The sequence below is a fragment of the Allomuricauda sp. TY007 genome, from assembly GCF_010468565.1.
Taxonomy (GTDB): Bacteria; Bacteroidota; Bacteroidia; order Flavobacteriales; family Flavobacteriaceae; genus Flagellimonas.
This window is the reverse complement of the sequence record NZ_WUEG01000004.1, coordinates 78,271-104,055: the sequence shown is the minus strand read 5'-3', so window position 1 is coordinate 104,055 and position 25,785 is coordinate 78,271. Positions and strand designations below refer to the sequence as shown.

The window sequence follows — 25,785 nt, the reverse complement described above, 5'->3', positions numbered from 1 at the left end:
GTTTCAAGACCCATGCCTACGGCGGGCAGGTAAACTTCTACTTTCTGTCTTACGGCTTTGACACGAATTTCACTAATTGCTCGAATCAAACATCCAACTTCCAGATTTAGGCTCCCAAGTTTGACACGAATTGCACGAATTGGATCAAACATCGAGCATCAAACTTCTGACATCCGACATCGGACATCAAACATCCAACAACTTAATCCAATCCTAGCAAAGCGGCAGCCTCACCAAAGTTTTCGGGCATTTTATCTGCTATTCCCGTTTCTTCGGCCACGTTGGCGGGTATCAAGACATATCTTAACATATAAGTGTCTGTGTTCTCCATGGTGGTTACATCGTTGGCATATGCTCGTACAATGAATCCATTTACAGCATCTGGATCTGTAGAGGTTTCCATCCAGGTTTCCCATGTAAGGGATCCCAGTTGATATGGTAATTGTCCCGTTTGAGTGGAGGAAACGTAACTAATTCTTACATAGAATAGAGTTACTCCACCGTTCTCCAAAAAGGCATTGATGTCCACCTCGGGAATGTCTTCGTCTTCAAAGTGCATATCGCCATAAGTCGGAGGGTCGGCGTCTTGTGTATTGTCAAAAGCAAACTGCATCCAATCCGAGACCACCACATTAGCGTTGCCATCCTGTCCATCTGCACCATCCTGTCCTGGAGGGCCTTGTTCACCATCAATGCCGTCGATGCCATCCGTCCCATCTTCTCCAGAGCAGGAAACCAATGTAATGCTAAGCCCCATAAAAAGGAAAAGGGCCAATTTTGCTAGATTTAGATTCTTAGTTTTCATAAAAAAAGTATTTAAAAGATTAATAATTGGGTTATGTGTTTTATGAAAAGGATGGTCTTGGATTTGAAAAGGTATTTCTCTACCAACTGATCTTTTAGTGGAGATTTACAGTTTAGAAAAAAAATTATAGCAACAGCCATCTTTTTGTGGTTCTACGTATGGGTTTTATGCTTTTATGGCATTAAAATTAGGATGGAACATTGAGTTATTTTGGGTCCAATTGACGAATGCCCCATATGAATTGACGAATCCGCTATTTGACAAAGCGACAATATTTTAAAGAGAGAAAAATCCTACACAATTATAAAGAGAGTCACTTTGTTATGCTGATTTCATCACTTAACATTGAAAGGAATGATACTTGGCCAAGACTAATTCTATATGTCAATAGGAATTTTTAGCTGAAAGATTTAGACTTAATGGATATGAATAAAATTGTTTTCACTCTTTTTTTGATGGTTTACACTTTGAATTTTGCGCAAACCATGGATTACAATACCAAGAAAGGGTATGCAGTAGATGGCTACGATGTGGTGTCGTATTTTAATGGTACTCCATTAGAAGGAAAGAAAGGGTTTACTACAACCTATGATGGAACCAAGTTCAAGTTTTACAACCAAGAAAATTTAGAAAAGTTCAAGGAAAGCCCATCCAGTTATATTCCAAAGTATGGCGGGTATTGCGCTTATGCTGTGGCTGTCAATGGAAAAAAAGTAAAAGTTGATCCGCAGACCTACGAAATCAGGGACGGCAAACTTTATCTATTTTACAACAAGGGAAAAAACAATACCCTGCAGTTTTGGCTCAATTCCTCTCCAAATGATATGGTTTCCCAAGCGGATAAAAACTGGGAAAAAATCAAAAATTGAATATTCTTTCTATCTTAATACTCAAAATCATCAAAAAACGAATAAAAATAACCAATAAGTAAACCATTATGTTCAAATCATCCCTGGACACTTTAGAGCAGTTTAAACAGGTTTTATCCGAACTGCCCAAAGGTTGTTACTCCCAGTCATGTAGTATTCTTTCAAACGCCAGTATTGGCCAGCACACACGACATATTATAGAGTTATACCTTTGCTTGATCAAGGGGTATGAACCTGCCGATGTCTCGTATGATCGCAGGGAACGGGATATTAAAATTGAAGAAAACGTATCATTTGCCCTTGAAAAGTTAGCCTACATCCAAGAGCATTTGGAAAAACCCAACAAGTTTATCAAAATAAGCTATGAGCTCGATGGGGAAGAGAATTGTATGGATTCCAATTATTTTAGGGAAGTGATGTACAATTTGGAACATACCATCCACCATCAGGCATTGATCAAGGTTGGGATTAAACATTTTTCAGGTCAAGAGGTTCCGGAATCCTTTGGAGTGGCACCTTCTACCATACAATACAGAAAGGCATGTGCACAGTAAGTTATATATCTTCGGGTGGTATGCGGCTTATCACCTCCAACCGAGATGAACATATTTCAAGGCCATTGGCCTTGCAACCGCAAGAGGAAACCATCGGTTCGGTAAAAGTGCTTTTTCCAAAGGACCCCAAAGCGGGCGGTACTTGGTTTGCCCTTAACGAAAACGGTTCGGTGGCGGTGCTTCTCAATGGTGGTTTTGTAGCTCATAATCCAAGGGGGAATTATGCTCGGAGTCGGGGGCTGGTACTGCTGGATGTGATTGCATCCAGGCGGCCTTATGATTTGCTTCAGGGGATGAAACTGATTGACATTGAGCCCTTTACTTTGGTTTTGTTCAATGGTGCGTTGTTGGAGTTTAGATGGGATGGTCATCAAAAGTATTTTAGGCCATTGGACAAGTCAAAAAACCACATTTGGTCCTCGGCCACACTTTATAGAGATGAAGTAATCGAACATAGACAAAACTTGTTTCAACAGTTTATGGATGAAAATTCACGGATTACCCCTTCCGAAGTGGTGGATTTTCATTCCAACAACCATGATGATTTTGAGAATGGATTTATCATTGATCGGGATTCGGGCTTAAAAACCTTTAGTGTAACCCAAGCCGTTTTGGATGAAGAGGAAATTGTGATGCGACATTTGGATTTGATGAACGATAAATTTTTTGAAGTCCCTTTTTCGCCCACCCAACTCACTTTCTAACGGCTATGGATGCACTAAAATTGATATGGCATCGAATTACCCATTGGGAATATTGGCCGTTTTGGCTGATTTATTATCCCATGTTTCCTGTTTGGTTGTACTATTCCATCAAGGCGCGTTCCTTTTTCTTTTTTAACGCTGCCAATCCTGGAATGAAAAACGGGGGAATGGCCATGATATCCAAAATGGATATTTATAATATGATTCCTGGGCAATTTATTCCCCAAACGCTTTTTATTAATAAGGAAGATGCGCTGGAACCAGCTTTAGAGCAAGTGCTGGAGAAAGGCATCAGGTTTCCTTTTATTGCCAAACCGGATATAGGAATGAAGGCCTTTGGGGTGCAGAAAATCCATGACAAGGACGAGTTTCGAAAGTACATGAATTGGACGCCTTCACATTTTTTGGTACAGGAACTTATTCCCTATCAAAAGGAAGTGGGCATCTTTTATGTCCGTAAGCCCAATGAAGCTCAAGGTAAAATCACAGGAATTGTATCCAAAGAATTTTTGTCGATAACAGGGAATGGCCAAAGTACCATGTTGGAACTTATCAAAAATAATCCCCGAAGCCATTTACAGCTAAAGGTACTGGAGCAAAAGTTTGGCGACCAGCTTCAAAATGTGTTGGATAGGGAAGAAGAATTTATTCTTGTGCCCTACGGAAGTCATACCCGAGGGGCCAAGTTCGTGGATATCAGCCATAAAATCAATAAAGATTTAGTGAAGACCATAGATGGAGTATGTTCTCAAATAAACGGCTTTCATTATGGTAGATTGGATGTGCTTTACAACTCTTTTGAGGAGCTTTCACAAGGAAAGAATTTTAGCATTATTGAAGTGAATGGGGCAGGTGGGGAGGCCACTCATATTTATGACCCCAAACATTCCATCTTCTGGGCATGGCGAGAAGTGGCCCGACATTGGGGTATGCTTTGCGACATTAGTATAGCCAATAAAAGAGCAGGTTGTGCCTATTTAAGCTTTAAGGATGGTAGAGCCATGTTGAAGCAGACAGGTGACTTGCAAGCACAATTGAAGTTTTAGGGGAAAATCAAAGGATACTTTGAATATAATCTTCCATAGTTTCCGGTTGCTTGGTAGGTCCAAACCGTTTTACAGGTTTTCCTGTTTTGTCAATTACGAACTTGGTAAAGTTCCATTTGATTTTTCCACCCAGTAGGCCACTCAATTCCGACTTGAGGTATTTGAAGACGGGATGGGCATCACTTCCGTTGACATCTATTTTGGCAAACATGGGAAAGGAGACACCATAATTCACTTGGCAAAATTCTTGGATATCATCGGCGCTACCAGGTTCTTGGTTACCAAATTGATTGCACGGAAACCCTAAAACGACCAATCCTTGCTCTTTGTATGCTTTATAAAGTGTTTCCAGACCTTCGTATTGTGGTGTTAACCCGCATTTGCTGGCTGTATTGACCACAACAATGGTTTTGCCATTGTACTTTTCCATGGACTCCAAGGTGCCGTCCAATCGTTCTGCTTCAAAGGTGTAAAAGCTCATGGTAATGATTTTTGGATTAAGACTTCTTTTCCGCCAACTCCATTTTATGCTTGATGGCCTTCATGATAATAGGAGCATGGATGCGTGAGTTTTCGATAAACCATTTATGGGTTTCCATTCCCCCGCAGATCACACCGGCCAAGAATAGACTGTTCACATTGGTTTCCATTGTTTCAGGGTCGTAGGTGGGCAATTTTTTTGGGTCGTTGGAAAGTTGTATGCCGAGTTTTTCCAAAAAGGCAAAGTTGGGCATGTATCCTGTTAAGGCCAATACAAAATCATTTTCCAAAGTAACTTCGCCTTCTGGCACGTTGATGATGATTTCATGGGGTTTTATTTCCTTTACGGTGGAATTATAATATGCTTTAATGCTGCCTTCCTCGATACGGTTGATGATATCCGGGCGTACCCAATATTTTACCCGTGGGCCCACTTCTGGACCACGAATCACTAGGGTTACCTCGGCTCCCTTTCGCCAACATTCCAAGGCGGCATCTATGGCCGAATTACTCGCGCCGACCACGACCAATTTTTGACTGGCGTAAAAGTGCGGGTCCTTGTAGTAATGTGATACCTTGGAAAGGTCTTCACCGGGAACATCCATGTAGTTGGGAAGGTCGTAAAAGCCTGTGGCCACAACTACGTTTTTTGCCTGGTACTCATCTTTATCAGTCTTGACCAGGAAGGTTTCGCCTTGTTTTTCTGTATCCAAAACCTTTTCAAAAAGATGGATATTGAGTTGGTTCGAGGTCACGATTCTACGGTAATATTCCAAGGCTTCGTTACGTTTGGGCTTAGCCTCTTTGCTGATGAAAGGTATCTCGTCTATCTCCAATTTCTCCGAAGAGGAGAAAAACTGCATGTTCATTGGGTAGTTGAACAAAGAATTTACGATGGGTCCCTTTTCTATGATAATATAGGAAATCCCTTGTTTTTTCGCCTCCAATCCACAGGCAATCCCAATAGGGCCGCCCCCAATGATAACAACGTCAAATTCCTGCATTATGCTATTTCTTCTTTTAATTTTTTAATGGTCTCGGTCGGGTTGGCACTTTTAAAAACAAAACTGCCAGCGACCAGAACGTCCGCACCATGATCGACCAGTTTTTTGGCATTGTCCGCATTTACGCCCCCATCAATTTCAATCAAGGTGTTTGTGTTTTTACGGTCGATGAGTTGCTTTAAATCCGCCACTTTTTGATAGGTGTTCTCAATAAAAGATTGACCTCCAAAGCCTGGATTCACACTCATCACAATCACAATGTCTATATCTTGGATAGTATCTTCCAATAACCGCACAGATGTGTGGGGGGTGATGGCCACGCCAGCTTTCATGCCTTCTGCTTTAATGGCCTGAAGGGTTCTGTGCAAATGTGGGCATGCCTCATAGTGAACGGTTAAATGATGTACCCCCAAATCGGCAAATGTTTTAATATATCTGTCCGGGTCAACAATCATAAGATGGGTGTCCAACGGTTTTTTGGCATGCTTGGCAATAGCTTGTATTACGGGCATCCCAAAGGAAATATTGGGTACAAAAACACCATCCATAACGTCCAAATGGAACCAATCGGCATCACTTTGGTTCACCATTTCTATTTCTTGTTGAAGATTGGCAAAGTCGGATGCCAAGAGCGAAGGGGCGATCATTGATTTGTTCATGTTACAAAGTTAGCCAATTACGGTCATCCATAAACGAAAAAAACTCCGGTAATCAGCCGGAGTTTATTCATCAATCAAAAAACGAACAGTCATGATAAACTGTTATATCTTACTAAATTACAACTTTCCTGCCAAAAATCAAATTTAAGGATAGTTTAACTGTAATTTATGGGGTGTTTTTTACACTTTATCCCAAATATGTCTTTAAAATCTTACTTCTAGAGGTGTGTTTTAACCTGCGGATAGCTTTTTCCTTAATTTGACGAACCCTTTCTCGTGTAAGGTCAAAAGTCTCGCCAATTTCTTCCAAGGTCATGGAATGTTGACCAGCTAAACCAAAGTAAAGCCTGATTACATCAGCTTCACGAGGGGTAAGAGTTTCCAATGCACGCTCGATTTCAGTACGAAGGGAATCGTGCAAAAGTTCCTTATCCGGATTTGGCGATTCACCACTGCGCAATACATCGTACAGGTTGGAATCTTCACCATCGATCAATGGAGCATCCATGGATACGTGGCGACCAGAGTTTTTCAAGGATTGCTTTACATCTTCCACGGTCATGTCCAATTCTTTGGCAATTTCTTCTGCAGAGGGTGGACGCTCGTGCGCTTGCTCCAAAAAAGCAAATGTTTTGTTGATCTTGTTGATGGAACCAATCTTGTTCAATGGCAAACGTACAATACGGGATTGCTCCGCCAAAGCTTGAAGAATGGACTGACGAATCCACCAAACAGCGTATGAAATAAATTTAAATCCACGGGTTTCGTCAAAACGTTGTGCAGCTTTGATAAGTCCCAAGTTTCCTTCATTGATCAAATCAGGAAGTGTCAACCCTTGGTTCTGGTACTGTTTTGCAACAGATACAACGAACCTAAGGTTGGCTTTAGTTAATTTTTCCAAGGCTACTTGGTCTCCCGCTTTGATTCGCTGTGCCAACTCTACCTCTTCATCGGCGGTAATCAAATCCACCTTTCCAATCTCTTGCAAATACTTGTCCAACGACGCGGTTTCCCTATTGGTAACCTGTTTTGTAATCTTTAACTGTCTCATCTAAAAAATCCCTTCAAATTAAATTTGTGAACCGGAGCTCATTAGGTTATACGTTCAAAAAACCAAAAAGTTACATTTTGGTTACATTTTTTTTCTTTTTTCATTCTGTTTTATCAAAGAATTGGGTCATTGGTTTTCAATTCACACCTTTTTTAATCATAAAGTGTTAAAAAATGAGTTAACCTAAATGTGATTTATAAATCAATGATGAATTTGTTTTCTCGTTTAAGCCTAATTGCTTGTGGATTGTTGTCAATTTCGACATTTGCACAACGAGAGTCTGCCAAGGGGTATGGGTATTTAGGTTTTGATGTTTCCGTTGGGATGTTGGGCGATTCGAACAGTAATTTTCCGGACCATGAATTGCATAAAAGTATGTTTTTTAATCTTGGGATTTCTGATTCCAAGGATGAAAAATATTGGAGGTATTACCTCAATAAACCTAAAACTGGGTTATCCTTTGGATTTTCTGATTTGGGAAACAAGGACGCACTGGGTTATGTTTTTAGTGTGATGCCTTATGCCGACTTTTCTTTACTTCCTAAAAACATAGATGGTTTTAGTTTATTGGTTTCCCTTGGAGGGTCTTATATGACTAAGAGATTTGATGAAGAATCAAATCCTTATAATAAAGCTGTGTCTACCCGGTTTAATTGGTCATACAAATCCTTTCTTTATTATAATCTCTTAAAGACCAATGCCCATGTTTGGCGCTTGGGGCTTGGGTATTTTCATCATTCCAATGGGCATACACGTAAGCCCAATAGGGGATATAATGCTTTTCTTTTAGGAACTTCCATTGATTTTTTAAGTGATGGTCTCCCATACCAACAAGATGCGATTGTTGAAGGGTTGCCAAAAGAGTTGCAATGGTTTTACACGGGAAGGTTTGGTATAGGTCAAAACTCTTTTTCAGATGTGTTTAATTCAAAGGATGAGGTGTTTGCTGCAGCGTTTTCAGTTGGAAAAATCATTAATCGGACTTTTAAATTTGGTGTTGGACTGTATTATAACTTCTATGGCCACTACTACAACTATATTGTTAATGATGAAACCTTGGTAAGAACCCAAGCGCCACACTTTAAAGAGCATCCTATCCGATATGCCTCGGCCATGGGAGTAGCTGGTAGCGCAGAATTGCTAATGAGCCATATTGGTATGGAACTCAATATAGGAGTCAACTACTTTAAGCCCTTTTATAAAATTGACTGGCAATTGAACGAGGGGTATACGACTTTCCCCAAGGGTCAGGAAAATATTGTTTTGGGGGAGCTCGGTGGATATTATAATGTGAAACATTACGTATCTAGTAGAATGGGTTTAAAATACTACCTGTTTGATACCGACAATGCACCAAAACATAATTTTTTTATTGGGGCTTTTATAAATGCAAATCTAGGGCAAGCTGATTTTAGTGAGTTTACTTTCGGATATGTGCACCGTTTTCAATTGTAAAAACAAAGCCCCGAGCAATTGCTCGGGGCTTCTGTATTTTGAAAAAGAGTTATTAATCTCTATCCCTTCTTGGCTTTCTGTCGCGGTTGCCACCTCTACGGTCGCCGCCGCCACCTCTGCGGTCACCACCTCTATCGTTGCGGGGAGGACGTTCTTGATATCCTTCAGGTTTTGGCAACAAGGCTTTTCTTGATACCTTTTCCTTTTTGGTCCTTGGGTCGATACCAAAGTACTTCACATCAAAAACATCGCCCATGTTCACTACATCGGATACATTTTCGGTGCGTTCCCATGCCAATTCGGATACGTGAAGCAATACTTCATTTCCTGGTGCTTCGGTGTATTCCACTACAGCTCCAAAGTCAAGCATTTTAATCACTTTCACTTCGTAAACACTTCCAACCTCAGGTTTGAACATCAAAGCATCGATTTTGGCCAATACGGCATCGATACCATTCTGATCTGTACCAAGAATTTCCACAATACCTTCTTCGGTTTCAGGATCCTCATTGATAACAATCGTTGTGTTGGTTGTTTTCTGAAGCTCTTGGATTACTTCACCACCTTTTCCGATAAGTGCACCAATGTATTCGCCAGGAATAATTCTGGTCACAATTTTTGGAGCATAAGATTTAACCTCTGGCCTTGGCTCGGCAATCGTATCGGTAAGTTTGCCCAAAATGTGCATTCTACCGTCTTTGGCTTGCATCAAAGCTTTTACCAATATCTCATATGAAAGTCCTTTTACTTTAATATCCATTTGGCAAGCTGTGATACCGTCCTCGGTACCTGTTACCTTAAAGTCCATGTCACCCAAGTGATCTTCATCACCCAAGATATCGGATAGTACGGCGTATTTGCCAGTTTCCGTATCGGTAATCAATCCCATGGCAATACCCGAAACAGGTTTTTTCAACTGAACACCGGCATCCATCAAGGCCATGGTTCCGGAACATACGGTAGCCATGGAAGAAGATCCATTGGATTCCAATACTTCGGATACTACACGAACCGTGTAAGGGCAATCCTCAGGAATCATACCTTTTAGCGCACGTTGTGCCAAGTTACCATGTCCTACCTCTCTACGGGATGTACCACGAATGGGTCGGGCTTCACCAGTTGAGAAAGGAGGGAAGTTGTAGTGTAAATAGAATGTTTCTTCACCTTCGTACGATGGCATATCAATTTGGTTGGCCTCTCTTGAGGTACCCAAAGTAACGGTTGCCAAAGCCTGTGTTTCACCACGGGTAAAGATGGCTGAACCGTGCACGGATGGCAAATAATCAACTTCGCACCAAATTGGGCGAACATCCGTTGTTTTACGACCGTCCAAGCGAAGCCCTTCTTCTAAAGTAAGGTTTCTAACAGCTTCTTTTTCGGCCTTGTGGTAATATTTGGAAACCAAGTCACCGATTTCTTCCAATTCTTCTTCGGAGAAAGATTCTTTGATTTCTTCTTTGATAGCGGCAAATGCCTCGCTACGTTCTTTTTTGGAAGAACCTGCTTTAGCCACTTCATACACCTTATCGTAGGCCATGTCATGGATTTTCTTCTGAAGTTCCTCGTCTTCAGCTTCAGGTTCGTACTCACGAACTTCTTTTTTACCGAAAGCTTCTGCCAATTTTTCCTGCGCAGCACATTGTACTTTAATGGCTTCGTGGGCAAATTTGATGGCTTCCACCATTTCTTCTTCGGAAATTTCGTCCATTTCACCCTCTACCATCATCACAGAATCCGCAGAGGCACCAATCATCATGTCGATGTCGGACTCTTTTAATTGTGCTCTGGTCGGGTTGATGATGAACTCACCGTTTACCCTACCCACACGAACTTCAGAAATGGCACATTCGAATGGGAAATCCGAAAGTTGGATGGCAGCAGAGGCTGCCAATCCGGCCATTGCATCTGGCATAACGTCTTCGTCGTGCGACATTAGCTGAATCATTACCTGCGTTTCAGAATGGTAATCTTTAGGGAACAATGGTCTCAAGACCCTGTCTACCAAACGCATGGTCAAAACTTCACCATCACTAGGTCTAGCTTCCCTTTTAAAGAAACCACCTGGATAACGTCCTGCAGCAGCAAATTTTTCACGATAATCTACGGTAAGTGGCAAAAAGTCCACATCCGCAGCTTTGTAATTGGAGACAACCGTACACAATAGCATACACTTGCCAGATTGGACAACAACAGAGCCGTGGGCCTGCTTTGCCAGTTTTCCGGTTTCGATAGAAATCTCTCTACCGTCACCGAGGTCTATGACCTCTTTGAATGTCTTTGGAATCATAAAAATAATCTTACCTAACCAACATGGTCAGGTCGTTAAACATTTGGTCTACCGCCATCCGGGCGGTCGGGTTGTGTTGTTGTTGTGTGTGCCTGGGGCACTTGACCAATGAAAAACTATTTTGCAGCTTTTTGTGTTTGCCCGGTTTTCCGGGGGCTTTTTGTTGAAACATGTTCAACCAAAACAAAGGGGAAGCCTAAGCCTCCCCTTGTGTTTTTATTTTCTAATACCTAGTTCTTTAATCAAAGTACGGTATTTGGCAATATCTTTTTTCTTTAGATAATCCAAAAGACTACGTCTTTTACCTACCAACGCTACCAAGGAGCGCTCAGTGTTGTAATCTTTGTGGTTTCTCTTAAGGTGTTCTGTCAAATGGTTGATACGGTGCGTGAACAAGGCAATTTGTCCTTCCGTAGACCCAGTGTTGCTCTCAGAGCCGCCGTGTTTTTTAAAAATCTCGGCCTTTACTTCTTTTGTTAAATACATTCCAATATTATTTAAATGATTTTTATGTATTGATTGACCTTCAATCAGCGTGCAAAGATAGGCTTTTATTTGAAATCAAAAGACTTATTGAAAATAAACTTTGGATGCGGTTATCCTGATTAATTTTTTACGGTAAAGCAAAAAAGCCCCGAATCTGGGGCTTTTTTTAATTTCTTACAGGTTGATTGGTAATCAAATCTATATACAGATTGATTTTCTTTTTCAAATCCCTTCGGTGGGTAATGAAATCCAAAAACCCATGTTCTTTCAAGAACTCGGAAGTTTGGAACCCCTCCGGAAGATCCTTGCCCGTAGTGTCCTTTACAACTCTTGGTCCGGCAAATCCTATCAACGCACCGGGTTCCGCAATGTTAATGTCGCCCAACATGGCATATGAAGCCGTTGTTCCTCCTGTGGTCGGGTCCGTACATAATGAAATGTATGGAATTTTGGCATCAGCCAATTGGGCCAACTTTGCCGATGTTTTGGCCAGCTGCATCAAGGATAGGGCGGCTTCCATCATACGGGCCCCGCCTGATTTGGAAATCATCACAAATGGCACTTTTTTCCTTTTGGCCACATCAATGGCGCGGGATATTTTTTCGCCAACCACACTTCCCATGGAACCACCGATAAAGGCAAAGTCCATACAGGCTACAACAATATCCTTTCCTTGGGATTTGCCAACTGCGGTTCTAACGGCATCTTTTAAACCTGTTTTTTTCTGAGCAGCTTTTAAACGATCGGAATATTTTTTGGTATCCACAAACTTTAATGGGTCTTTGGACGTCATTTTAGTGTCAAGTTCACGGAACTTGTTGTCATCAAAAAGAATTTCAAAATATTCTTTACTGCCAATTCGAACGTGATAATCATCTTCTGGACTTACATAGAAGTTTTTGGCCAAATCCTCGGCCTCGACAATCTTGCCAGTGGGGGATTTGTACCACAACCCCTTTGGGGTGTCTTTTTTCTCCTCGGTAGCTGTTTGTATTCCTTTTTCCTTTCTTTTAAACCAAGACGACATGCAATCAATATTTAGTTAGACAAAGGCTTACAAGGTGTTTACGTTGTTCAAATCCTCGAAGGCTTTTTTCAAGCGAGCGATAAAAGTTTTTTCTCCTTCTCGTAGCCAAACTCGTGGATCGTAGTATTTTTTGTTGGGTTGGTCATCACCATCAGGGTTACCGATTTGGGTTTGTAGGTAATCCTTTTTTCCTTGGATGTAATCACGAACACCTTCCAAAAATGCGTATTGTAAATCGGTATCAATGTTCATTTTGATGACCCCGTAACCGATGGCTTCTCTAATTTCTTCCAAAGTGGAACCTGAACCTCCGTGGAATACAAAGTCGATATGGTTGTGCTCTACACCGTATTTCTCGGTGATAAACTCTTGGGAGTTTTTAAGGATTTTTGGGGTCAGTTTTACGTTCCCCGGCTTGTATACCCCGTGTACGTTACCAAATGCAGCGGCGATTGTAAACCTTGGACTTACTTTTGAAAGCTCTTCGTAAGCAAAGGCCACTTCTTCGGGCTGGGTGTACAATTTGGAGTCGTCCACATCGGTGTTGTCCACACCATCTTCCTCGCCTCCGGTGATTCCCAACTCAATCTCCAAAGTCATTTCCATTTTGCTCATGCGCTCCAGGTATTCCTTGCAGATTTCAATGTTTTCCTCAAGTGGTTCTTCGGAAAGGTCGATCATGTGTGAACTGAACAATGATTTACCGGTTTCTTTGTAATGTTTTTCACTCGCGTCCAAAAGCCCGTCGATCCAAGGCAACAATTTTTTGGCGCAGTGGTCTGTATGTAGAATTACGGTTGCTCCGTAGGCCTCGGCCAATTGGTGTACGTGTTTTGCACCTGCAACGGCTCCTAAAATCGCAGCTTTTTGGTTTTCGTTGGAAAGTCCTTTACCTGCGTTAAACTGGGCACCTCCGTTAGAGAATTGGATAATTACGGGGGAATTCAATGTAGCAGCGGTTTCCATTACGGCATTGATACTGTCAGAGCCGATTACGTTTACGGCCGGAAGCGCATATCCGTTCTCTTTTGCATGGTTGAAAATCGCCTGTACTTCATCACCGGTTGCAACACCGGGCTTGATATTGTGGGACATAGTTATATTGGTTTCGAATTAAATAGGGAACAAAAGTAATAAAATATTTGCTCTAGAAAGGATAATTGATCCCTATGTTGAAGACTGCCTGTTTAAAGCTGTAGCCATCGAACCAACGATCGGACCCGATTTTGGCGGGATTGTATGTTTTGAACCCTACATCCAACCTAAAAACAAAATAGGTAAAATCGTACCGTAGCCCAAGTCCTGTTCCCAATGCAATATCGCCCAGTGACGAAATCCCGTTAAATACGGCATCGGGATTGGTCTCGCTATCGAAGACGTTCCAAATGTTGCCAGCATCGGCAAAAAGAGCACCCTTTACATCACCGGCAATGGGGAACCTATATTCAAGGTTTAGGGCAAGTTTTAGGTTGGCCTCGTTAAAATCGTTAATGTTGTCCGTGCTGCCAGGTCCGAGCTCGTAAGCGTTCCAGGCGCGGTTGTCGTTAGATCCACCTGCAAAGTAGCTACGAACAAAGGGCACGTTGTCGGAATTTCCGTAGGGAATCGCCAAGCCGGAGAAACTCCTAAAAGCGATTACTTGTCCTCCTCCGATACTCCAATGGCGTATATAATCGAATTCTGTTTTTACGTATTGGGAGTAGGGAACCCCAAAAACAAGGTTTTGGTCATTGGGATTTTTGTTGAAAGGTATTACGTTGGTGAGCAATGAAAGCATGGCACCAGCGCTTTCAAGTTTTATGCGGTATTGGTAAAAATCGAGGTCGTTTATTCCCGACTTACTGTTTTTGGTATGGGTGAAATTACTGGCAAAAATAAGGTTGTTTTCCGTTAACCTTCTGCGTCTTTCATCAATGCTATTTACCAATTCTTTTTCCTCTGGACTCACAGGGATCGAATCATTCAAAACGTAACGTGCGAATTCATTTGCACCTGTGGGGATGTCCAGTCTAGGCTCTTCGTCCTCTTCTTGGTTTGGGTCAAAATAAGAAGTGTATCGTGGGTCATCTTGGAATTGGTCGGCAATGTTATCCAAATTGGAGAAGGTATTTCGGTAAACGTTGTAGAAATTATCTGGATTTACATTTCGGACAAATTCAACATTGAGTAGCTCTATGTTGTTTTTTAACCGTTCCGAAGGCGACCAATTGTAGGACAAAATGGAGTTCAGTGACTGTTTGTCCAAACCAATGTTCCGCTGAAAGTTGGTACCTACGGACAGTCGGCTTTGTGGAAGCATATAATAAGGTATGATGCGTTCCGTGCTGAACGGCAACCAAATCCGCGGAAAGGTGATGTTGATGTCCCCGCCGAGCTCCGAGGTGAATGTTTCATCCGATAGGGAGGCATCGCTTAACAAACCAATGGATCCCCTGGCCGAAATATTCAAAGTTTCTGCACCTCCAAAAACATTTCGTGTAATCACCGAAGCACTAAAGGCGGTGCCCACTTGTTGAATGTTGGAGTGGGTGACATCAAAATTTAGGTTTAAGGAGTATTTGGGCTTGGCGGCCAAGTATATGTTGGTTTCCAGTTCCGTTTGTGTGGAATCCGGTATAAACTCAATGTTGGGATACTTAAAAGTGTTCAGGTTGGTGATTTGCCTGTAGGTTCTTATCCTGTCCAAATCTCGGTAAACACTATCTTTTTCAAAGAAAATGGCATCGGCCAGTGCTTTGGGACGGTAGCGGAGCTTGTCTCTATAATAGATGTTGTAATTATCGTGTTGGATATGCTGTAAAGTATCCATGTCCCCGTTTACATCGTAATCTGCGTAAATGTTGATTTGTTTGTGGCGAGCCACCTTGTACGGCATGTTGGTATCGCTACTATCGTTTGAGCTCCTAAATTTTTTAATGTTCAATTGTACATCCATGAGCTGGTCGTCCGCAGCAAGGGTAGTATCCCTCAGAATACTGTAGTTGATGGAGCTTTCCTGAAAATTATATACCCCCGAATTTCTGAACAAGCTTGTTAACCGCTCTCGTTCCTTGGTAAATTTGTCCAAATCAAATTGTTCACCTTGCCTTACAAAACTTTGCCTAATTGCATTCTGGTATATGGAATCCAATTCTGGTGAGGTAATGTTTTTTTGTATGGTGTCCACAATGTAGGGCTTATTCAGGGTGATGTTATACTCAATACTTGCCTTTCTCTTTTTTTTGCTATCCACTATTTGATATTCCCCCGTATTGTTAAAATACCCTTTGCTATTGTAATAGGATTCCAGTTTTTTGAGGGATTTATTGGTCTCCGATGTATCTATAATAACAGGAGGTTCGCCAATTCTTTTCAAGAATTCACTATATCCTTTTACCAGAAATGATTCACTTAATCTGTTTACCTGTTTCCCAGAAAGCAAATTATTCAAGCGTTTTTCCCTTTTTTCTTTTCGGTGCAGCCAATCCTGGAATGATGAATCGGGGTTTTCCTTGGCAAGATTATAAAGGTTGAGTTTTAGCGGATAACCCAAAACACTACTGTTGGGTTTCTGTGAGATAAGTCCTTTTATTTCGCTGTTGCTTATTTTTTCGTCATCGACCAAAATGGTGTTTTTGGTGAGCAATAATTCATCCTCCCCGACCTTTTTTAAGGTATTGCAACCCAAAATGCTAAGCAAAAGCAACAATAACCCTATTTTTGCCCAGTTGCACGTTACACCAAAAGAACCATTCATAGAAGCCAAAAATACACGATTTAGATGGTTACAAAAAACCAAATTAAACTAGTTGTTAGCCTAAAGCAAAAAAAGTACCGATCTCAACATCGACTCTTTGTGGTCGAGGGGGAAAAGGTGGTGAATGAATTATTGCAGGCGGGAGCAAAACCATTTAAAGTTTTTGTTGATGATGCTGTATTGATGGGGAAATTTAAAGATGCCGATGTGGTCCCCTCCAAAATTTTGAAGCAAATGAGCAGTCTGACCCGCCCAAATGGCGTGTTGGGAGTTTTTTATATGACCGAATCCCAAAAGGATATTGTTGATGATTGGGTCGTGGTGCTGGATGCTGTTAGGGATCCCGGTAATTTAGGAACCATTATCCGGCTTTGTGATTGGTTTGGTGTAACACAGCTCGTCTGTTCGCCGGACACGGTAGATTGTTATAATCCTAAAGTATTACAGGCCACCATGGGTTCCATTGCTCGGGTGAACATTGTTTATGTTGATTTGGAAGATTATTTACAAAAAACAAATCTTCCTATTTATGGTGCTTACATGGAAGGCAAACCGGTTTATGAAGCTGATTTGGCGAAAAAGGGAGTTTTGGTAATGGGCAACGAAGCCAAAGGCATTTCTGACGAAGTGGGTCAATTCGTCACCAAAAGAATTTCCATTCCCCAATTTGGTGCTGCTACTGCCGAAAGCTTGAACGTAGCCACGGCAACTGCCATTCTGTTGAACGATATACGAAGGTAGTTTTTGGAACTTGAACTTGATGCCAGAAGTCAGGAGTCGGGAGTCCGATGCTCGATGTTGGGAGTTTGATGCTTGAACTTGACTTGAACTTATTGCATACTGCCACTCCGTTACTGGTTATTTAGTTGTTCCGTTATTGAATTTTGGATCAGGAGTTGGAAGTCAGAAGTCCGAAGTCGAATGCTGTCTTTTGGAATTTTATTCTTACTATTCAAACGTAAAATTGATGAAGATGCCCCGGGTGCGCATTGCGTTGATGTTCCCGGTCCAAGGACTGTTGGGATCCTCATCCGGGACCAATTCGTCCGTAAGGGCAAAAACACCTCGGATAGATGGTGTAAACTTAAAGTACTCGGTGTAAAAATCAATTCCAAAACCTAATTCGTACCCATACACATTTTGTTTCATCCGGAATTGTCCACTACTGTTATCATCTAGGCTATCCTCATTGCTCCCTAAATTGATGGAAGTGTACACTCCTCCAATAATAAAGGGTTTCCAGTTTCCAATTCTTCGGGTACTGGCCTTGATCAATAAAGGGAATCTTATGTAGGTTGAACGCACTTCGCGTAGCGCATCAACCTGGGAGGTAAAGCCTGGAAAACCAAGGGTTCTGGAAGTATAGAGCAGGCCAGGTTCAAAACGGGCATCCAAAAACTCATTGATTCTAAGTTCTCCGATCAATCCCACATTAAAACCAAAACTTTTGTCCACCAATATATCTTGGCCAATATTATCCTTGTATTCAAATTGAAAGTCGTATTGGTTAAACCCCAGATAATACCCCCAGTTCAAAAATTTCTTGTCCTCGTTCTGAAGGTTTAAAATGGGATCGCCGCCAAATTGGGCAATGGCAGGGGTGTTTGTTACTGCTAGAAGTCCAAAAAGGATAAGGAGATTTTTCATTAATCTATTTTGAAGCGACATAAATGGATGCTACACCCATGGTCTGTGGTTTGTTCTCTACTCCTATAAACCCAATTTTCTTCAAAATATTGTTGAAAGCCTCACCATGAGGGAAAACAGATGCCGATTCACTCAAATATTTGTAGGCCGACCTGTCCTTGGAAAAAAGTTTGCCTATAGTGGGCAAAACATACTTTGTATATATTTTATATCCTTGTTTAAAAGGGGTTTTGGTGGGGACGGAAGTTTCGAGAACTACAAAATGTCCCTTTGGTTTTAGTACCCGATAAATTTCTTCCAATCCTTTTTCCAGATTTTCAAAATTTCTTACCCCAAAGGCAACGGTGATCGCATCAAAGGAATTGTCATCAAATGGGAGGTTTTCGCTGTCTCCCACCACCATTTCAATGGTATCCTGCAATTTTTTGTTGGATACTTTGGTTTTGCCCACTTCCAACATGCCGGGAGATAGGTCCAGACCAACAATTTTTTTGGCCCCGGTATTAGCCATGGCAATGGCAAGATCGCCTGTGCCGGTGGCAATGTCCAAAATGGAATTTGGCGATTTGTCCTTTAAAAAAGCTACGATGCGCTTACGCCACTTAACATCGGTTCCAAAGGAAATAACGCGGTTAAGACCGTCGTAATTTCCAGATATATTATCGAACATTTGCCTAACCTGATCTTTTTTGCCAAGCTCGGATTCTTTATAGGGCGTCACCTTTTTCGACATCGCTTAAATTTGGTGGCAAATATACAACTTAGCTTAAGGGATGAAGACAAAATTATTTATGTAATTTTGCCCTCCAAAGGGATTTATTTCCCGTATTTGGTTAAAAGTATGGAGTTTACGTATTGCATACCGTTACCAGTATTGTTTGCAGCGTGCAAACTGAGGTTATTTAAGAACACATCCTATTCTAATCAATGAGAATCATTATTGCAGGTGCTGGTGAAGTTGGATTTCATTTGGCTAAATTATTGTCCTACGAAGCACAGGAAATTACTTTGATCGATACCGATAAGGAAAGATTATCGTATGCGGACAATCATTTGGATATTCGGGTGCTTCGGGGCGATGCTACATCTATCCAAGTATTGCAAGATGCGCAAGTCGATGGCTCTGATCTTGTAATCGCGGTAACAGCATCGGAAACTACCAACTTGACCCTTTGTGTACTTGCAAAACAATTGGGCTGCAAACGAACCATGGCCAGGATTTCCAATACGGAATTCATGGACAATCGAGATATTATCAAGTTTGAACAATTGGGAATTGATGAATTGATTTCCCCAGAGCGTTTGGCGGCTATGGAAATCCAGTTAATGCTCAATCAATCCGCCTTTAACGATACCTACCAGTTTGAAGAAGGATTGTTGACCATGTTCGGGGTAATACTGCCCAAAACCGCACCTTTTGTGGGTAAAATGGTGAAAGAAGCTGCCCGAATTTTTCCAGAACTCAATTTTATGCCCATTGCACTGCAGCGAAAAGGAACCCAATTTACTTTGATTCCAAGGGGTGATACCGTTTTTAAAGAAGGCGATCAGGTGTATTTCATCACTTCGGATAAGGGAGTGGAAGAGTTGTACAAGCTTTCGGGAATGCAGAAACAGGACATTAAAAATGTGATGATTCTTGGGGGCAGTAAAGTGGGTTACAAAACGGCAAGGGACCTCTGCAATAAAAAATTCAATGTAAAACTGATTGAAAAGAACAAGGAGAAAGCATTTGATATTGCGGATGAACTGCCCCATGCCCTTGTAATAAACGGGGATGGGCGTAATGTTGAACTTTTGGAAGAAGAAAACCTTGAGTCCATGGACGCCTTTATTGCCGTTACCGGGAACTCTGAAACCAATATCATGTCCTGTTTGGTAGCCAAGAGCAAAAAAATCAAAAAAACCATTGCATTGGTAGAGAATATGGACTATTTTCAATTGTCCCACTCCATCGGTGTGGATACCCTCATCAATAAAAAACTCCTTGCCGCCAACAGCATTTTTAGGTATATCCGAAAAGGGGAGGTGCTCGCCTTGACCCGTCTCAACAATTTAAATGCAGAAATTTTAGAGTTTGAAGTAAAGGCTACATCCTTGGTAAATGGTGAGTTGATCAGGGAGCTTAATTTCCCTAGAGAGGCAAGTATCGGTGGTGTTATACGGAACGGAGAGGGAATTATTGCGTTGGGTGATTTTAGGATTGCCAAAGGTGACAAGGTAGTGGTTTGCTGCTTGCCCAAAGCCATACCAAGGATAGAAAAGCTGTTCCTATAATGAAGCTCAATACACGAATCATTATCCATATCTTGGGGCTGTTGTTGCTTTGCAATGGTTCTTTTATGCTTTTAGCGGCAATTGCCAGTGGCATATATAAAGATGGTGCCACCATGGAAATTATGTTGGCTGCCATTGTGACCATGCTTTTTGGAATGATGGCCATGTTCTACACACGGGGCCATAAAAAGGAGGTCCAAAAGAAAGAAGGATATATCGTGGTGACATTCGGATGGATCGTAATGTCTATTTCTGGGATGTTGCCCTATCTTTTTTCCGGAGCAATACCCTCCATTACCGATGCTTTTTTTGAAACCATGTCGGGTTACACCACTACGGGAGCTTCAATATTAGATGATATAGAAGCCTTGCCCGAAGGAATTTTGCTCTGGCGGAGCCTTACCCATTGGATTGGGGGTATGGGAATTATTGTACTTGCCATTGCCATTTTACCGCTTTTGGGTATAGGTGGCATGCAATTGTTCGCCGCAGAAGCGCCTGGGCCTGGCGGGGATAAACTTCACCCAAGAATTACCGATACGGCTAAGAGACTTTGGTTGATTTATTTTGGATATACAGTGCTGGAAGCCCTGTTGCTAAAATTGGCTGGGATGACTTTTTTTGATGCCATTAACCACGCATTGGCCACTATGTCAACAGGAGGGTTTTCCACCAAAAATGCGAGTTTGGCCTTTTGGAACGATCAACCTTTGATTCAATACATTGTTATTCTTTTTATGTTTTTGGCGGGGAGTAATTTTGTGCTCAGCTATTTTGCGTTGACAGGAAAGGTACAACGCATCCTAAAGGATGAAGAGTTCAAGTACTATCTTGGTTTTGTGGTTGTTTTTACCATTGTTGTTGCCTTGGGTATTTATTTTAGGGCAGATGTGCCTATATCTGATTTTCATCCAATGGTACTGGGAGAAGTGGAAAGTACCATTAGGCACGGTTTGTTTCAGGTGGTTGCAGTGATTACCACAACGGGTTTTGTTTCTGCGGATTTTACCTCTTGGACCCCATTTTTGACCGTTTTCTTTTTTGGTTTAATGTTCCTCGGAGGCTCGGCGGGTTCAACAGCAGGAGGGATCAAGGTTATGCGACACCTATTGATTATCAAAAATGGTATTTTGGAATTTAAGAGGACCTTGCACCCAAATGCCATCATACCTGTTCGGTACAATCAAAAAACAGTTACAGAGCATATTGTTTACAATGTGATAGCTTTTTTTGTACTGTATATGCTGCTCTTTATTATAGGTTCGTTGGTGCTGGGTCTCTTGGGCTTGGATTTTGTATCGGCCGTTGGGGGTTCTGCTTCTTCGCTGGGCAATGTAGGTCCCGCTTTGGGCAGTTTAAACCCGGTCAGTAATTATAACAGTCTCCCTGCGGCTGGTAAATGGTGGTGTAGTTTTTTAATGCTTTTGGGGCGTTTGGAGCTGTTCACTGTTCTGATTTTGCTTACCCCATATTTCTGGAAAAAGACCTAATAAAAAAACCTCTTGAAGTAAACAAGAGGTTTCTAATTGATTAATTGTTAGATGCTGAAACAGGTTCAGTATGACATCTTAATATATTTAAAGCACGGCCTTAATTCGGGCAATGGCTTCTTTCAATTCTTTTTCTGATGCTGCATAGGATATACGAATGCAATTGGGGTTTCCGAAAGCTTCACCGGTAACTGTGGCCACATTGGCGTGCTCCAACAAATACAGTGAAAAATCTGAAGCATTGTTAATAGTGACACCGTTCAAGGTTTTTCCAAAGAAATCAGAAATATCGGGGAAAACATAAAATGCACCCTCGGGCACGTTGAGGTTAAATCCTTCTATTTCTCCCAAAAGCCCAAGTACAAGGTCTCTTCTTTCATGGAACTTGTCGATCATAAACTGGATCTTACTCACTGGGGCCTCCAATGCGGTGATTACGGCGCGCTGAGCAATGGCATTGGCACCACTGGTCACTTGTCCTTGTAATTTGGTGCAACCTTTGGCAATCCATTCCGGTGCGCCTATATACCCAATACGCCATCCCGTCATGGCAAAAGCTTTGGATACGCCGTTTACGGTAATGGTTCTGTCGTACATGCCATCAATACCGGCAATGCTAACGTGACCGCCTGCAAAGTTGATATGCTCGTAGATTTCATCTGAAACCACATAAATATTGGGGTGTTTTTTCAATACCTCGGCCAAACCTTCCAACTCTTCCTTGCTGTACACCGAACCACTGGGATTGCATGGTGAACTGAACCAAAGCATTTTGGTTTTTGGTGTAATGGCCGCTTCCAATTGCTCGGGTGTCATTTTAAAATCGGTGTCGATTTGTGTAAGAACCTCTACGGGAACTCCTTCGGCCAATTTTACGATGTCGCTGTAGCTTACCCAATATGGAGCGGGCAGAATTACTTCATCACCAGGATTAAGAACCACCATGGCCACATTAAACAGCGATTGCTTCGCTCCCGTGGATACCACAATTTGGTTTAAACCATAATCAAGATTGTTATCTCTTTTGAATTTATTCGAAATTGCGGTTTTTAGCTCTGCATACCCATCAACAGGGGTGTAGCTGCTATAATTCTCGTCGATGGCCTGCTTTGCGGCATCTTTGATAAAATCAGGAATGTTGAAGTCGGGTTCCCCCAAGCTCAAACCTATAATATCCTTTCCTTCATTTCGTAATTCCCGTGCTTTGGCAGCCATGGCCAAAGTTGCTGACGTGGACATGTTCTTGATCCTGTCAGATAAGTGGTTGCTCATTGGTACTTCGTTTTTTACTGATATTGAAGCGCAGGTTTTTTACCTAGCTCTTTTAAGTGTTTGAAGTGCGAAATTATAGCTTTTCTGGTAGTTTTATATTCGTGATATGGCAAATTGAACTCCTGAGCAGTCTGTTTCACAATTTTGGAAATATTTGTGTAATGTATGTGGCTGATGTTCGGGAAGATATGATGTTCCACCTGATGGTTCAATCCTCCGGTAAACCAGTTTACAATTCTGTTTTTAGTACCAAAATTCACCGTGGTGAACAATTGGTGAATGGCCCAAGTGTTCTTCATGTTTCCTTCTTTATCAGGCAGTGGGGTTTCTGCATGGTCCACAATGTGAGCCAATTGGAAAACCACACTCAGAATCACTCCTGCAACGTAGTGCATAATAAAGAACCCAAGCAATACTTGCCACCAGGCAATGTCAACAAAAACCAACGGGAGAACAATCCAAATGGTTATATAGATTACTTTTGTTATAACCAATGTGCTCCAGTTAATTACTGGATTGGGTAGTTTTCCGTAGCTTAATTTCCGCTTCATATAACGGTACATTTGTTGGAAATCCGTGGTTATTGCCCAATTAAAGGTCAATAGGCCATAAAGCAAAATGGAATAGTAATGTTGAAATTTATGATGCTTTCTCCACTCGGCATGTTTGGAGAATCTTAAGATTCTTCCAGCTTCCATGTCCTCGTCGTGTTCGTGTATGTTTGTGTACGTATGGTGCAGTACATTGTGCTGAACTTGCCAGTTGTAAACATTACCGGCCAAAATGTAGATGCTGCTTCCCATGAGTTTGTTTACCCATTTTTTGTTGGAGTAAGCACCATGGTTTCCATCGTGCATTACGTTCATTCCAACACCGGCCATTCCAACGCCCATGGTAATGGAAAGTAGTAAATAGCCCCAGAAAGGGAGGTTTAAGGTTAACATCAAAAAGTAGGGGGTCAAAAAAATGGCAAACATCACAATGGTTTTCAAGTGAAGTTTCCAGTTACCGGTTTTCTTGAGGTTGTTTTCTTTGAAGTATTCGTTTACTCTCTTGTTAAGTGTCCTAAAAAATTGTGCGGAATCTCTTCTTGAAAACCGGATGGTATTTTTATCCATAAAAAATATTTTTTACAAAGGTAACTAAAATGCTTTTTTAGAGTCACAACGTTTTGTTAGAACGGTGTTAAGGTCTATAAAAGTATTAATTTTGACAAAAATAACGTTTGGAACATGAAAGCGGAACTCATCTTTAAATATTTTACGACACTCAACGACGAGCAAAAGCAACAGTTCATAAAGTTGGAGGCGTTGTACCAAGACTGGAACCAGAAGATCAATGTGGTTTCCAGAAAGGATATAGATGAGCTCTATTTGCGCCATGTTCTTCATTCTGTAGGTATAGCAAAGGTTCAAGTGTTTAACGAAGGTGCCCATATCTTGGATGTGGGAACGGGCGGAGGCTTTCCGGGCATTCCCTTGGCCATCTTATTTCCAAACGTAAAATTTACCCTTGTTGATGCAATCGGTAAAAAAATAAAAGTTGTTAATGAGGTGGTGGAAGGACTCGGATTGAAGAATGTTGAAGCCCATCACTCCCGTGTGGAGGAAATTCCCGGACAATATGATTTTATTGTAAGCAGGGCAGTGGCTGCGATGCCAACATTTGTGCACTGGACCAAGGGAAAAATTAAGAAGGATTCAGCACACCAGCGAAAAAATGGCATACTTTATCTAAAAGGTGGAGACCTTACGGAAGAGTTAAAGGGTTATGAAACTGTTCAAATCTTTGACTTAAACGAGTATTTTGAAGAGGATTTTTTCGAGACCAAAAAAGTAGTGTACTTGCCCCAGAAGTTTAAGGGGTAATCAAATACTGTACATTCTTTTATATACCAATCTACACTTTCTGGCATAGTCCTTGGCATATTGCCATAATTGCTCGTACTTTTTAATCGCCGATTTCACCCACGTATTGAATCTAACTGCCATAACTAACTGATTTAGTAATATAAAATTAAATAGATTACGTTTAATTTACAATTAGTTAACGTTAATTTTACATTTAAATTGTGGGTTGACCTCCTTTGAGGCTTTCTATTGAGATAACTTTCTTGTTCGTGTGTTGATATATAAGTGTTTACTTATACAGGTCGTTTGTGTCGGCTTCGGCAATATCAACAAAAAGTTGTCCCATTTTGGCACAGATTAGGTTAAAGAACACCTCGCCTTTCTCCTTGCTGGCCTTGCTGGGGTCACCTACACCGGTATCCTCGCTTATTTTGGACCAAGGACGTTCTGTCCAAGCCCATCCTTCGGAAAAGGCCTTTATTTTGTTCTTGAATTCCTTGCCTTCTCCCCAATCTTCTTTGGGCAATACCAATTCAGGGGTTAAATGCAGAATAAGGCTGGTCTCCATCTCATCGGCATGGTCGCCCGGATTCTCAAACATTCCAGATTCACTACCAAGTTTGAACCAATTCGTAACGCAAAGGAACATATCTGGAAAAAGTAGCCCTAACTCTCTGATAATGGCCTTCCAATTGTTGCCGCCATGACTATTTAGGATCATGAATTTTTTTATACCCTGACGATTCAAAACTGTGAGAATATCTTTTAAAATCGCAAATTGTGTACTGGGGTTTAAGTTCATGTCCAGGTAAATGTCGGATTGCCCGGTGTTCACCCCAAAGGGAATGGTAGGCAATACAATTATCTTGCTCCCTTGTTCCCAAGCAATCTTGGCCGATTCTTCGGCAATGCACGAGCCTTCGATCACATCGGTTGCATAGGGGAGGTGGTAGTTGTGCGCTTCGGTGGCGCCCCAAGGTAATATGGCAAGGTCAATAGATTCGTCTTTTAGATGTTTCCAGTTGGTTTCAGCCAAAATATAAGGTCTGGGCATGAGTGTTTTAAGTTAGGTTAAACAAAAAAGCC

25 protein-coding genes are annotated in these 25,785 nt (G+C 41.6%); 9 read left to right on the top strand and 16 right to left on the bottom strand.

What is annotated here, in order from left to right; all coding sequences use genetic code 11:
- Positions 1-202: 202 nt before the first annotated feature.
- Positions 203-805 carry a collagen-like protein gene (locus tag GO009_RS05310; protein WP_163625182.1) on the bottom strand — a complete coding sequence of 201 codons (603 nt, stop codon included), beginning with the start codon at positions 803-805 and terminating at the stop codon, positions 203-205.
- Between the two features lie 485 nt (positions 806-1,290).
- Between GO009_RS05310 and GO009_RS05305 the strand changes: the two genes are divergently transcribed.
- From GO009_RS05305 to GO009_RS05290, 4 genes are all read left to right on the top strand, one after another.
- The gene (locus tag GO009_RS05305; protein ID WP_239057391.1) at positions 1,291-1,674 is read left to right on the top strand and encodes a YHS domain-containing (seleno)protein; all 384 of its coding nucleotides are present in this window, start codon (positions 1,291-1,293) and stop codon (positions 1,672-1,674) included.
- A gap of 68 nt (positions 1,675-1,742) precedes the next feature.
- Positions 1,743-2,228, top strand: coding sequence for a DinB family protein (locus tag GO009_RS05300; protein ID WP_163625180.1), 486 nt, complete (start codon positions 1,743-1,745; stop codon positions 2,226-2,228).
- 20 nt (positions 2,229-2,248) lie between these two features.
- Positions 2,249-2,932 (top strand): NRDE family protein, encoded by a 684-nt coding sequence (locus tag GO009_RS05295; RefSeq protein WP_163625179.1) that lies wholly within the window; start codon positions 2,249-2,251, stop codon positions 2,930-2,932.
- A 5-nt stretch (positions 2,933-2,937) separates the two neighbouring features.
- Positions 2,938-3,978 carry a D-alanine--D-alanine ligase gene (locus GO009_RS05290; RefSeq protein ID WP_163625178.1) on the top strand — a complete coding sequence of 347 codons (1,041 nt, stop codon included), beginning with the start codon at positions 2,938-2,940 and terminating at the stop codon, positions 3,976-3,978.
- 7 nt (positions 3,979-3,985) lie between these two features.
- Here the strand turns inward: GO009_RS05290 and GO009_RS05285 are convergent, their stop codons facing one another.
- From GO009_RS05285 to GO009_RS05270, 4 genes are all read right to left on the bottom strand, one after another.
- Positions 3,986-4,459 carry a glutathione peroxidase gene (locus GO009_RS05285; protein ID WP_163625177.1) on the bottom strand — a complete coding sequence of 158 codons (474 nt, stop codon included), beginning with the start codon at positions 4,457-4,459 and terminating at the stop codon, positions 3,986-3,988.
- Positions 4,460-4,475: 16 nt separating this feature from the next.
- Positions 4,476-5,462: a YpdA family putative bacillithiol disulfide reductase gene (locus GO009_RS05280; protein WP_163625176.1), complete on the bottom strand. Its 987-nt coding sequence runs from the start codon at positions 5,460-5,462 to the stop codon at positions 4,476-4,478.
- Positions 5,462-6,121: a ribulose-phosphate 3-epimerase gene (rpe, locus tag GO009_RS05275; RefSeq protein ID WP_163625175.1), complete on the bottom strand. Its 660-nt coding sequence runs from the start codon at positions 6,119-6,121 to the stop codon at positions 5,462-5,464. The genes GO009_RS05280 and rpe overlap by 1 nt, the downstream gene beginning before the upstream one ends.
- Positions 6,122-6,308: 187 nt before the next feature.
- Positions 6,309-7,172 carry an RNA polymerase sigma factor RpoD/SigA gene (locus GO009_RS05270; RefSeq protein WP_100817395.1) on the bottom strand — a complete coding sequence of 288 codons (864 nt, stop codon included), beginning with the start codon at positions 7,170-7,172 and terminating at the stop codon, positions 6,309-6,311.
- A 204-nt stretch (positions 7,173-7,376) separates the two neighbouring features.
- Here GO009_RS05270 and GO009_RS05265 point away from each other — a divergent pair, with 204 nt between their 5' ends.
- The gene (locus tag GO009_RS05265) at positions 7,377-8,627 is read left to right on the top strand and encodes an acyloxyacyl hydrolase (protein WP_163625174.1); all 1,251 of its coding nucleotides are present in this window, start codon (positions 7,377-7,379) and stop codon (positions 8,625-8,627) included.
- Between the two features lie 52 nt (positions 8,628-8,679).
- Here the strand turns inward: GO009_RS05265 and GO009_RS05260 are convergent, their stop codons facing one another.
- The 5 genes from GO009_RS05260 to GO009_RS05240 all read right to left on the bottom strand — a co-directional run bounded on the left by GO009_RS05260 (position 8,680) and on the right by GO009_RS05240 (position 16,163).
- The gene (locus GO009_RS05260; RefSeq protein WP_163625173.1) at positions 8,680-10,914 is read right to left on the bottom strand and encodes a polyribonucleotide nucleotidyltransferase; all 2,235 of its coding nucleotides are present in this window, start codon (positions 10,912-10,914) and stop codon (positions 8,680-8,682) included.
- Between the two features lie 216 nt (positions 10,915-11,130).
- Positions 11,131-11,400, bottom strand: coding sequence for a 30S ribosomal protein S15 (gene rpsO / locus GO009_RS05255; protein WP_163625172.1), 270 nt, complete (start codon positions 11,398-11,400; stop codon positions 11,131-11,133).
- Between the two features lie 166 nt (positions 11,401-11,566).
- Complete coding sequence (gene accD / locus GO009_RS05250; RefSeq protein WP_163625171.1) at positions 11,567-12,427, bottom strand: acetyl-CoA carboxylase, carboxyltransferase subunit beta; 861 nt, start codon at positions 12,425-12,427, stop codon at positions 11,567-11,569.
- 27 nt (positions 12,428-12,454) lie between these two features.
- On the bottom strand, positions 12,455-13,522 hold the full coding sequence (gene fbaA / locus GO009_RS05245) for a class II fructose-bisphosphate aldolase (protein WP_163625170.1): 1,068 nt from the start codon (positions 13,520-13,522) through the stop codon (positions 12,455-12,457).
- A gap of 52 nt (positions 13,523-13,574) precedes the next feature.
- Complete coding sequence (locus GO009_RS05240) at positions 13,575-16,163, bottom strand: BamA/TamA family outer membrane protein (protein WP_163625450.1); 2,589 nt, start codon at positions 16,161-16,163, stop codon at positions 13,575-13,577.
- A gap of 24 nt (positions 16,164-16,187) precedes the next feature.
- Between GO009_RS05240 and GO009_RS05235 the strand changes: the two genes are divergently transcribed.
- Entirely contained in the window at positions 16,188-16,904 is a 717-nt protein-coding gene (locus GO009_RS05235; RefSeq protein ID WP_163625169.1) for an RNA methyltransferase, read from the top strand.
- A 207-nt stretch (positions 16,905-17,111) separates the two neighbouring features.
- Here GO009_RS05235 and GO009_RS05230 read toward each other — a convergent pair whose 3' ends face one another.
- Together GO009_RS05230 and ubiE are read right to left on the bottom strand one after the other, a co-directional pair.
- On the bottom strand, positions 17,112-17,810 hold the full coding sequence (locus GO009_RS05230) for a porin family protein (protein ID WP_163625168.1): 699 nt from the start codon (positions 17,808-17,810) through the stop codon (positions 17,112-17,114).
- 4 nt (positions 17,811-17,814) lie between these two features.
- Entirely contained in the window at positions 17,815-18,543 is a 729-nt protein-coding gene (gene ubiE / locus GO009_RS05225) for a bifunctional demethylmenaquinone methyltransferase/2-methoxy-6-polyprenyl-1,4-benzoquinol methylase UbiE (RefSeq protein WP_163625167.1), read from the bottom strand.
- A gap of 194 nt (positions 18,544-18,737) precedes the next feature.
- Between ubiE and trkA the strand changes: the two genes are divergently transcribed.
- Positions 18,738-20,087 (top strand): Trk system potassium transporter TrkA, encoded by a 1,350-nt coding sequence (gene trkA / locus GO009_RS05220; RefSeq protein WP_163625166.1) that lies wholly within the window; start codon positions 18,738-18,740, stop codon positions 20,085-20,087.
- Positions 20,087-21,577: a TrkH family potassium uptake protein gene (locus GO009_RS05215; RefSeq protein WP_163625165.1), complete on the top strand. Its 1,491-nt coding sequence runs from the start codon at positions 20,087-20,089 to the stop codon at positions 21,575-21,577. The genes trkA and GO009_RS05215 overlap by 1 nt, the downstream gene beginning before the upstream one ends.
- Positions 21,578-21,664: 87 nt before the next feature.
- Here GO009_RS05215 and GO009_RS05210 read toward each other — a convergent pair whose 3' ends face one another.
- Together GO009_RS05210 and GO009_RS05205 are read right to left on the bottom strand one after the other, a co-directional pair.
- Positions 21,665-22,849 (bottom strand): pyridoxal phosphate-dependent aminotransferase, encoded by a 1,185-nt coding sequence (locus tag GO009_RS05210; protein WP_163625164.1) that lies wholly within the window; start codon positions 22,847-22,849, stop codon positions 21,665-21,667.
- 14 nt (positions 22,850-22,863) lie between these two features.
- Positions 22,864-23,967: an acyl-CoA desaturase gene (locus GO009_RS05205; protein ID WP_163625163.1), complete on the bottom strand. Its 1,104-nt coding sequence runs from the start codon at positions 23,965-23,967 to the stop codon at positions 22,864-22,866.
- Between the two features lie 114 nt (positions 23,968-24,081).
- Between GO009_RS05205 and rsmG the strand changes: the two genes are divergently transcribed.
- A complete protein-coding gene (gene rsmG, locus GO009_RS05200) occupies positions 24,082-24,717 on the top strand; it encodes a 16S rRNA (guanine(527)-N(7))-methyltransferase RsmG (protein WP_163625162.1) in 636 nt (211 codons plus the stop codon).
- Here the strand turns inward: rsmG and GO009_RS17750 are convergent, their stop codons facing one another.
- Positions 24,718-24,840, bottom strand: a complete 123-nt coding sequence (locus GO009_RS17750; RefSeq protein WP_262886993.1) for a hypothetical protein — start codon at positions 24,838-24,840, stop codon at positions 24,718-24,720.
- A gap of 148 nt (positions 24,841-24,988) precedes the next feature.
- Positions 24,989-25,753 carry a creatininase family protein gene (locus GO009_RS05195; protein WP_163625161.1) on the bottom strand — a complete coding sequence of 255 codons (765 nt, stop codon included), beginning with the start codon at positions 25,751-25,753 and terminating at the stop codon, positions 24,989-24,991.
- Between the last annotated feature and the right edge of the window lie 32 nt (positions 25,754-25,785).

Excerpts from the sequence above, each read along its gene's own strand:
- GO009_RS05310 (WP_163625182.1), bottom strand. The coding sequence starts at position 805 with ATGAAAACTAAGAATCTAAATCTAGCAAAATTGGCCCTTTTCCTTTTT.
- GO009_RS05305 (WP_239057391.1), top strand. The coding sequence starts at position 1,291 with ATGGATTACAATACCAAGAAAGGGTATGCAGTAGATGGCTACGATGTG.
- GO009_RS05300 (WP_163625180.1), top strand. The coding sequence starts at position 1,743 with ATGTTCAAATCATCCCTGGACACTTTAGAGCAGTTTAAACAGGTTTTA.
- GO009_RS05295 (WP_163625179.1), top strand. The coding sequence starts at position 2,249 with ATGCGGCTTATCACCTCCAACCGAGATGAACATATTTCAAGGCCATTG.
- GO009_RS05290 (WP_163625178.1), top strand. The coding sequence starts at position 2,938 with ATGGATGCACTAAAATTGATATGGCATCGAATTACCCATTGGGAATAT.
- GO009_RS05285 (WP_163625177.1), bottom strand. The coding sequence starts at position 4,459 with ATGAGCTTTTACACCTTTGAAGCAGAACGATTGGACGGCACCTTGGAG.
- GO009_RS05280 (WP_163625176.1), bottom strand. The coding sequence starts at position 5,462 with ATGCAGGAATTTGACGTTGTTATCATTGGGGGCGGCCCTATTGGGATT.
- rpe (WP_163625175.1), bottom strand. The coding sequence starts at position 6,121 with ATGAACAAATCAATGATCGCCCCTTCGCTCTTGGCATCCGACTTTGCC.
- GO009_RS05270 (WP_100817395.1), bottom strand. The coding sequence starts at position 7,172 with ATGAGACAGTTAAAGATTACAAAACAGGTTACCAATAGGGAAACCGCG.
- GO009_RS05265 (WP_163625174.1), top strand. The coding sequence starts at position 7,377 with ATGATGAATTTGTTTTCTCGTTTAAGCCTAATTGCTTGTGGATTGTTG.
- GO009_RS05260 (WP_163625173.1), bottom strand. The coding sequence starts at position 10,914 with ATGATTCCAAAGACATTCAAAGAGGTCATAGACCTCGGTGACGGTAGA.
- rpsO (WP_163625172.1), bottom strand. The coding sequence starts at position 11,400 with ATGTATTTAACAAAAGAAGTAAAGGCCGAGATTTTTAAAAAACACGGC.
- accD (WP_163625171.1), bottom strand. The coding sequence starts at position 12,427 with ATGTCGTCTTGGTTTAAAAGAAAGGAAAAAGGAATACAAACAGCTACC.
- fbaA (WP_163625170.1), bottom strand. The coding sequence starts at position 13,522 with ATGTCCCACAATATCAAGCCCGGTGTTGCAACCGGTGATGAAGTACAG.
- GO009_RS05240 (WP_163625450.1), bottom strand. The coding sequence starts at position 16,163 with ATGAATGGTTCTTTTGGTGTAACGTGCAACTGGGCAAAAATAGGGTTA.
- GO009_RS05235 (WP_163625169.1), top strand. The coding sequence starts at position 16,188 with ATGGTTACAAAAAACCAAATTAAACTAGTTGTTAGCCTAAAGCAAAAA.
- GO009_RS05230 (WP_163625168.1), bottom strand. The coding sequence starts at position 17,810 with ATGAAAAATCTCCTTATCCTTTTTGGACTTCTAGCAGTAACAAACACC.
- ubiE (WP_163625167.1), bottom strand. The coding sequence starts at position 18,543 with ATGTCGAAAAAGGTGACGCCCTATAAAGAATCCGAGCTTGGCAAAAAA.
- trkA (WP_163625166.1), top strand. The coding sequence starts at position 18,738 with ATGAGAATCATTATTGCAGGTGCTGGTGAAGTTGGATTTCATTTGGCT.
- GO009_RS05215 (WP_163625165.1), top strand. The coding sequence starts at position 20,087 with ATGAAGCTCAATACACGAATCATTATCCATATCTTGGGGCTGTTGTTG.
- GO009_RS05210 (WP_163625164.1), bottom strand. The coding sequence starts at position 22,849 with ATGAGCAACCACTTATCTGACAGGATCAAGAACATGTCCACGTCAGCA.
- GO009_RS05205 (WP_163625163.1), bottom strand. The coding sequence starts at position 23,967 with ATGGATAAAAATACCATCCGGTTTTCAAGAAGAGATTCCGCACAATTT.
- rsmG (WP_163625162.1), top strand. The coding sequence starts at position 24,082 with ATGAAAGCGGAACTCATCTTTAAATATTTTACGACACTCAACGACGAG.
- GO009_RS17750 (WP_262886993.1), bottom strand. The coding sequence starts at position 24,840 with ATGGCAGTTAGATTCAATACGTGGGTGAAATCGGCGATTAAAAAGTAC.
- GO009_RS05195 (WP_163625161.1), bottom strand. The coding sequence starts at position 25,753 with ATGCCCAGACCTTATATTTTGGCTGAAACCAACTGGAAACATCTAAAA.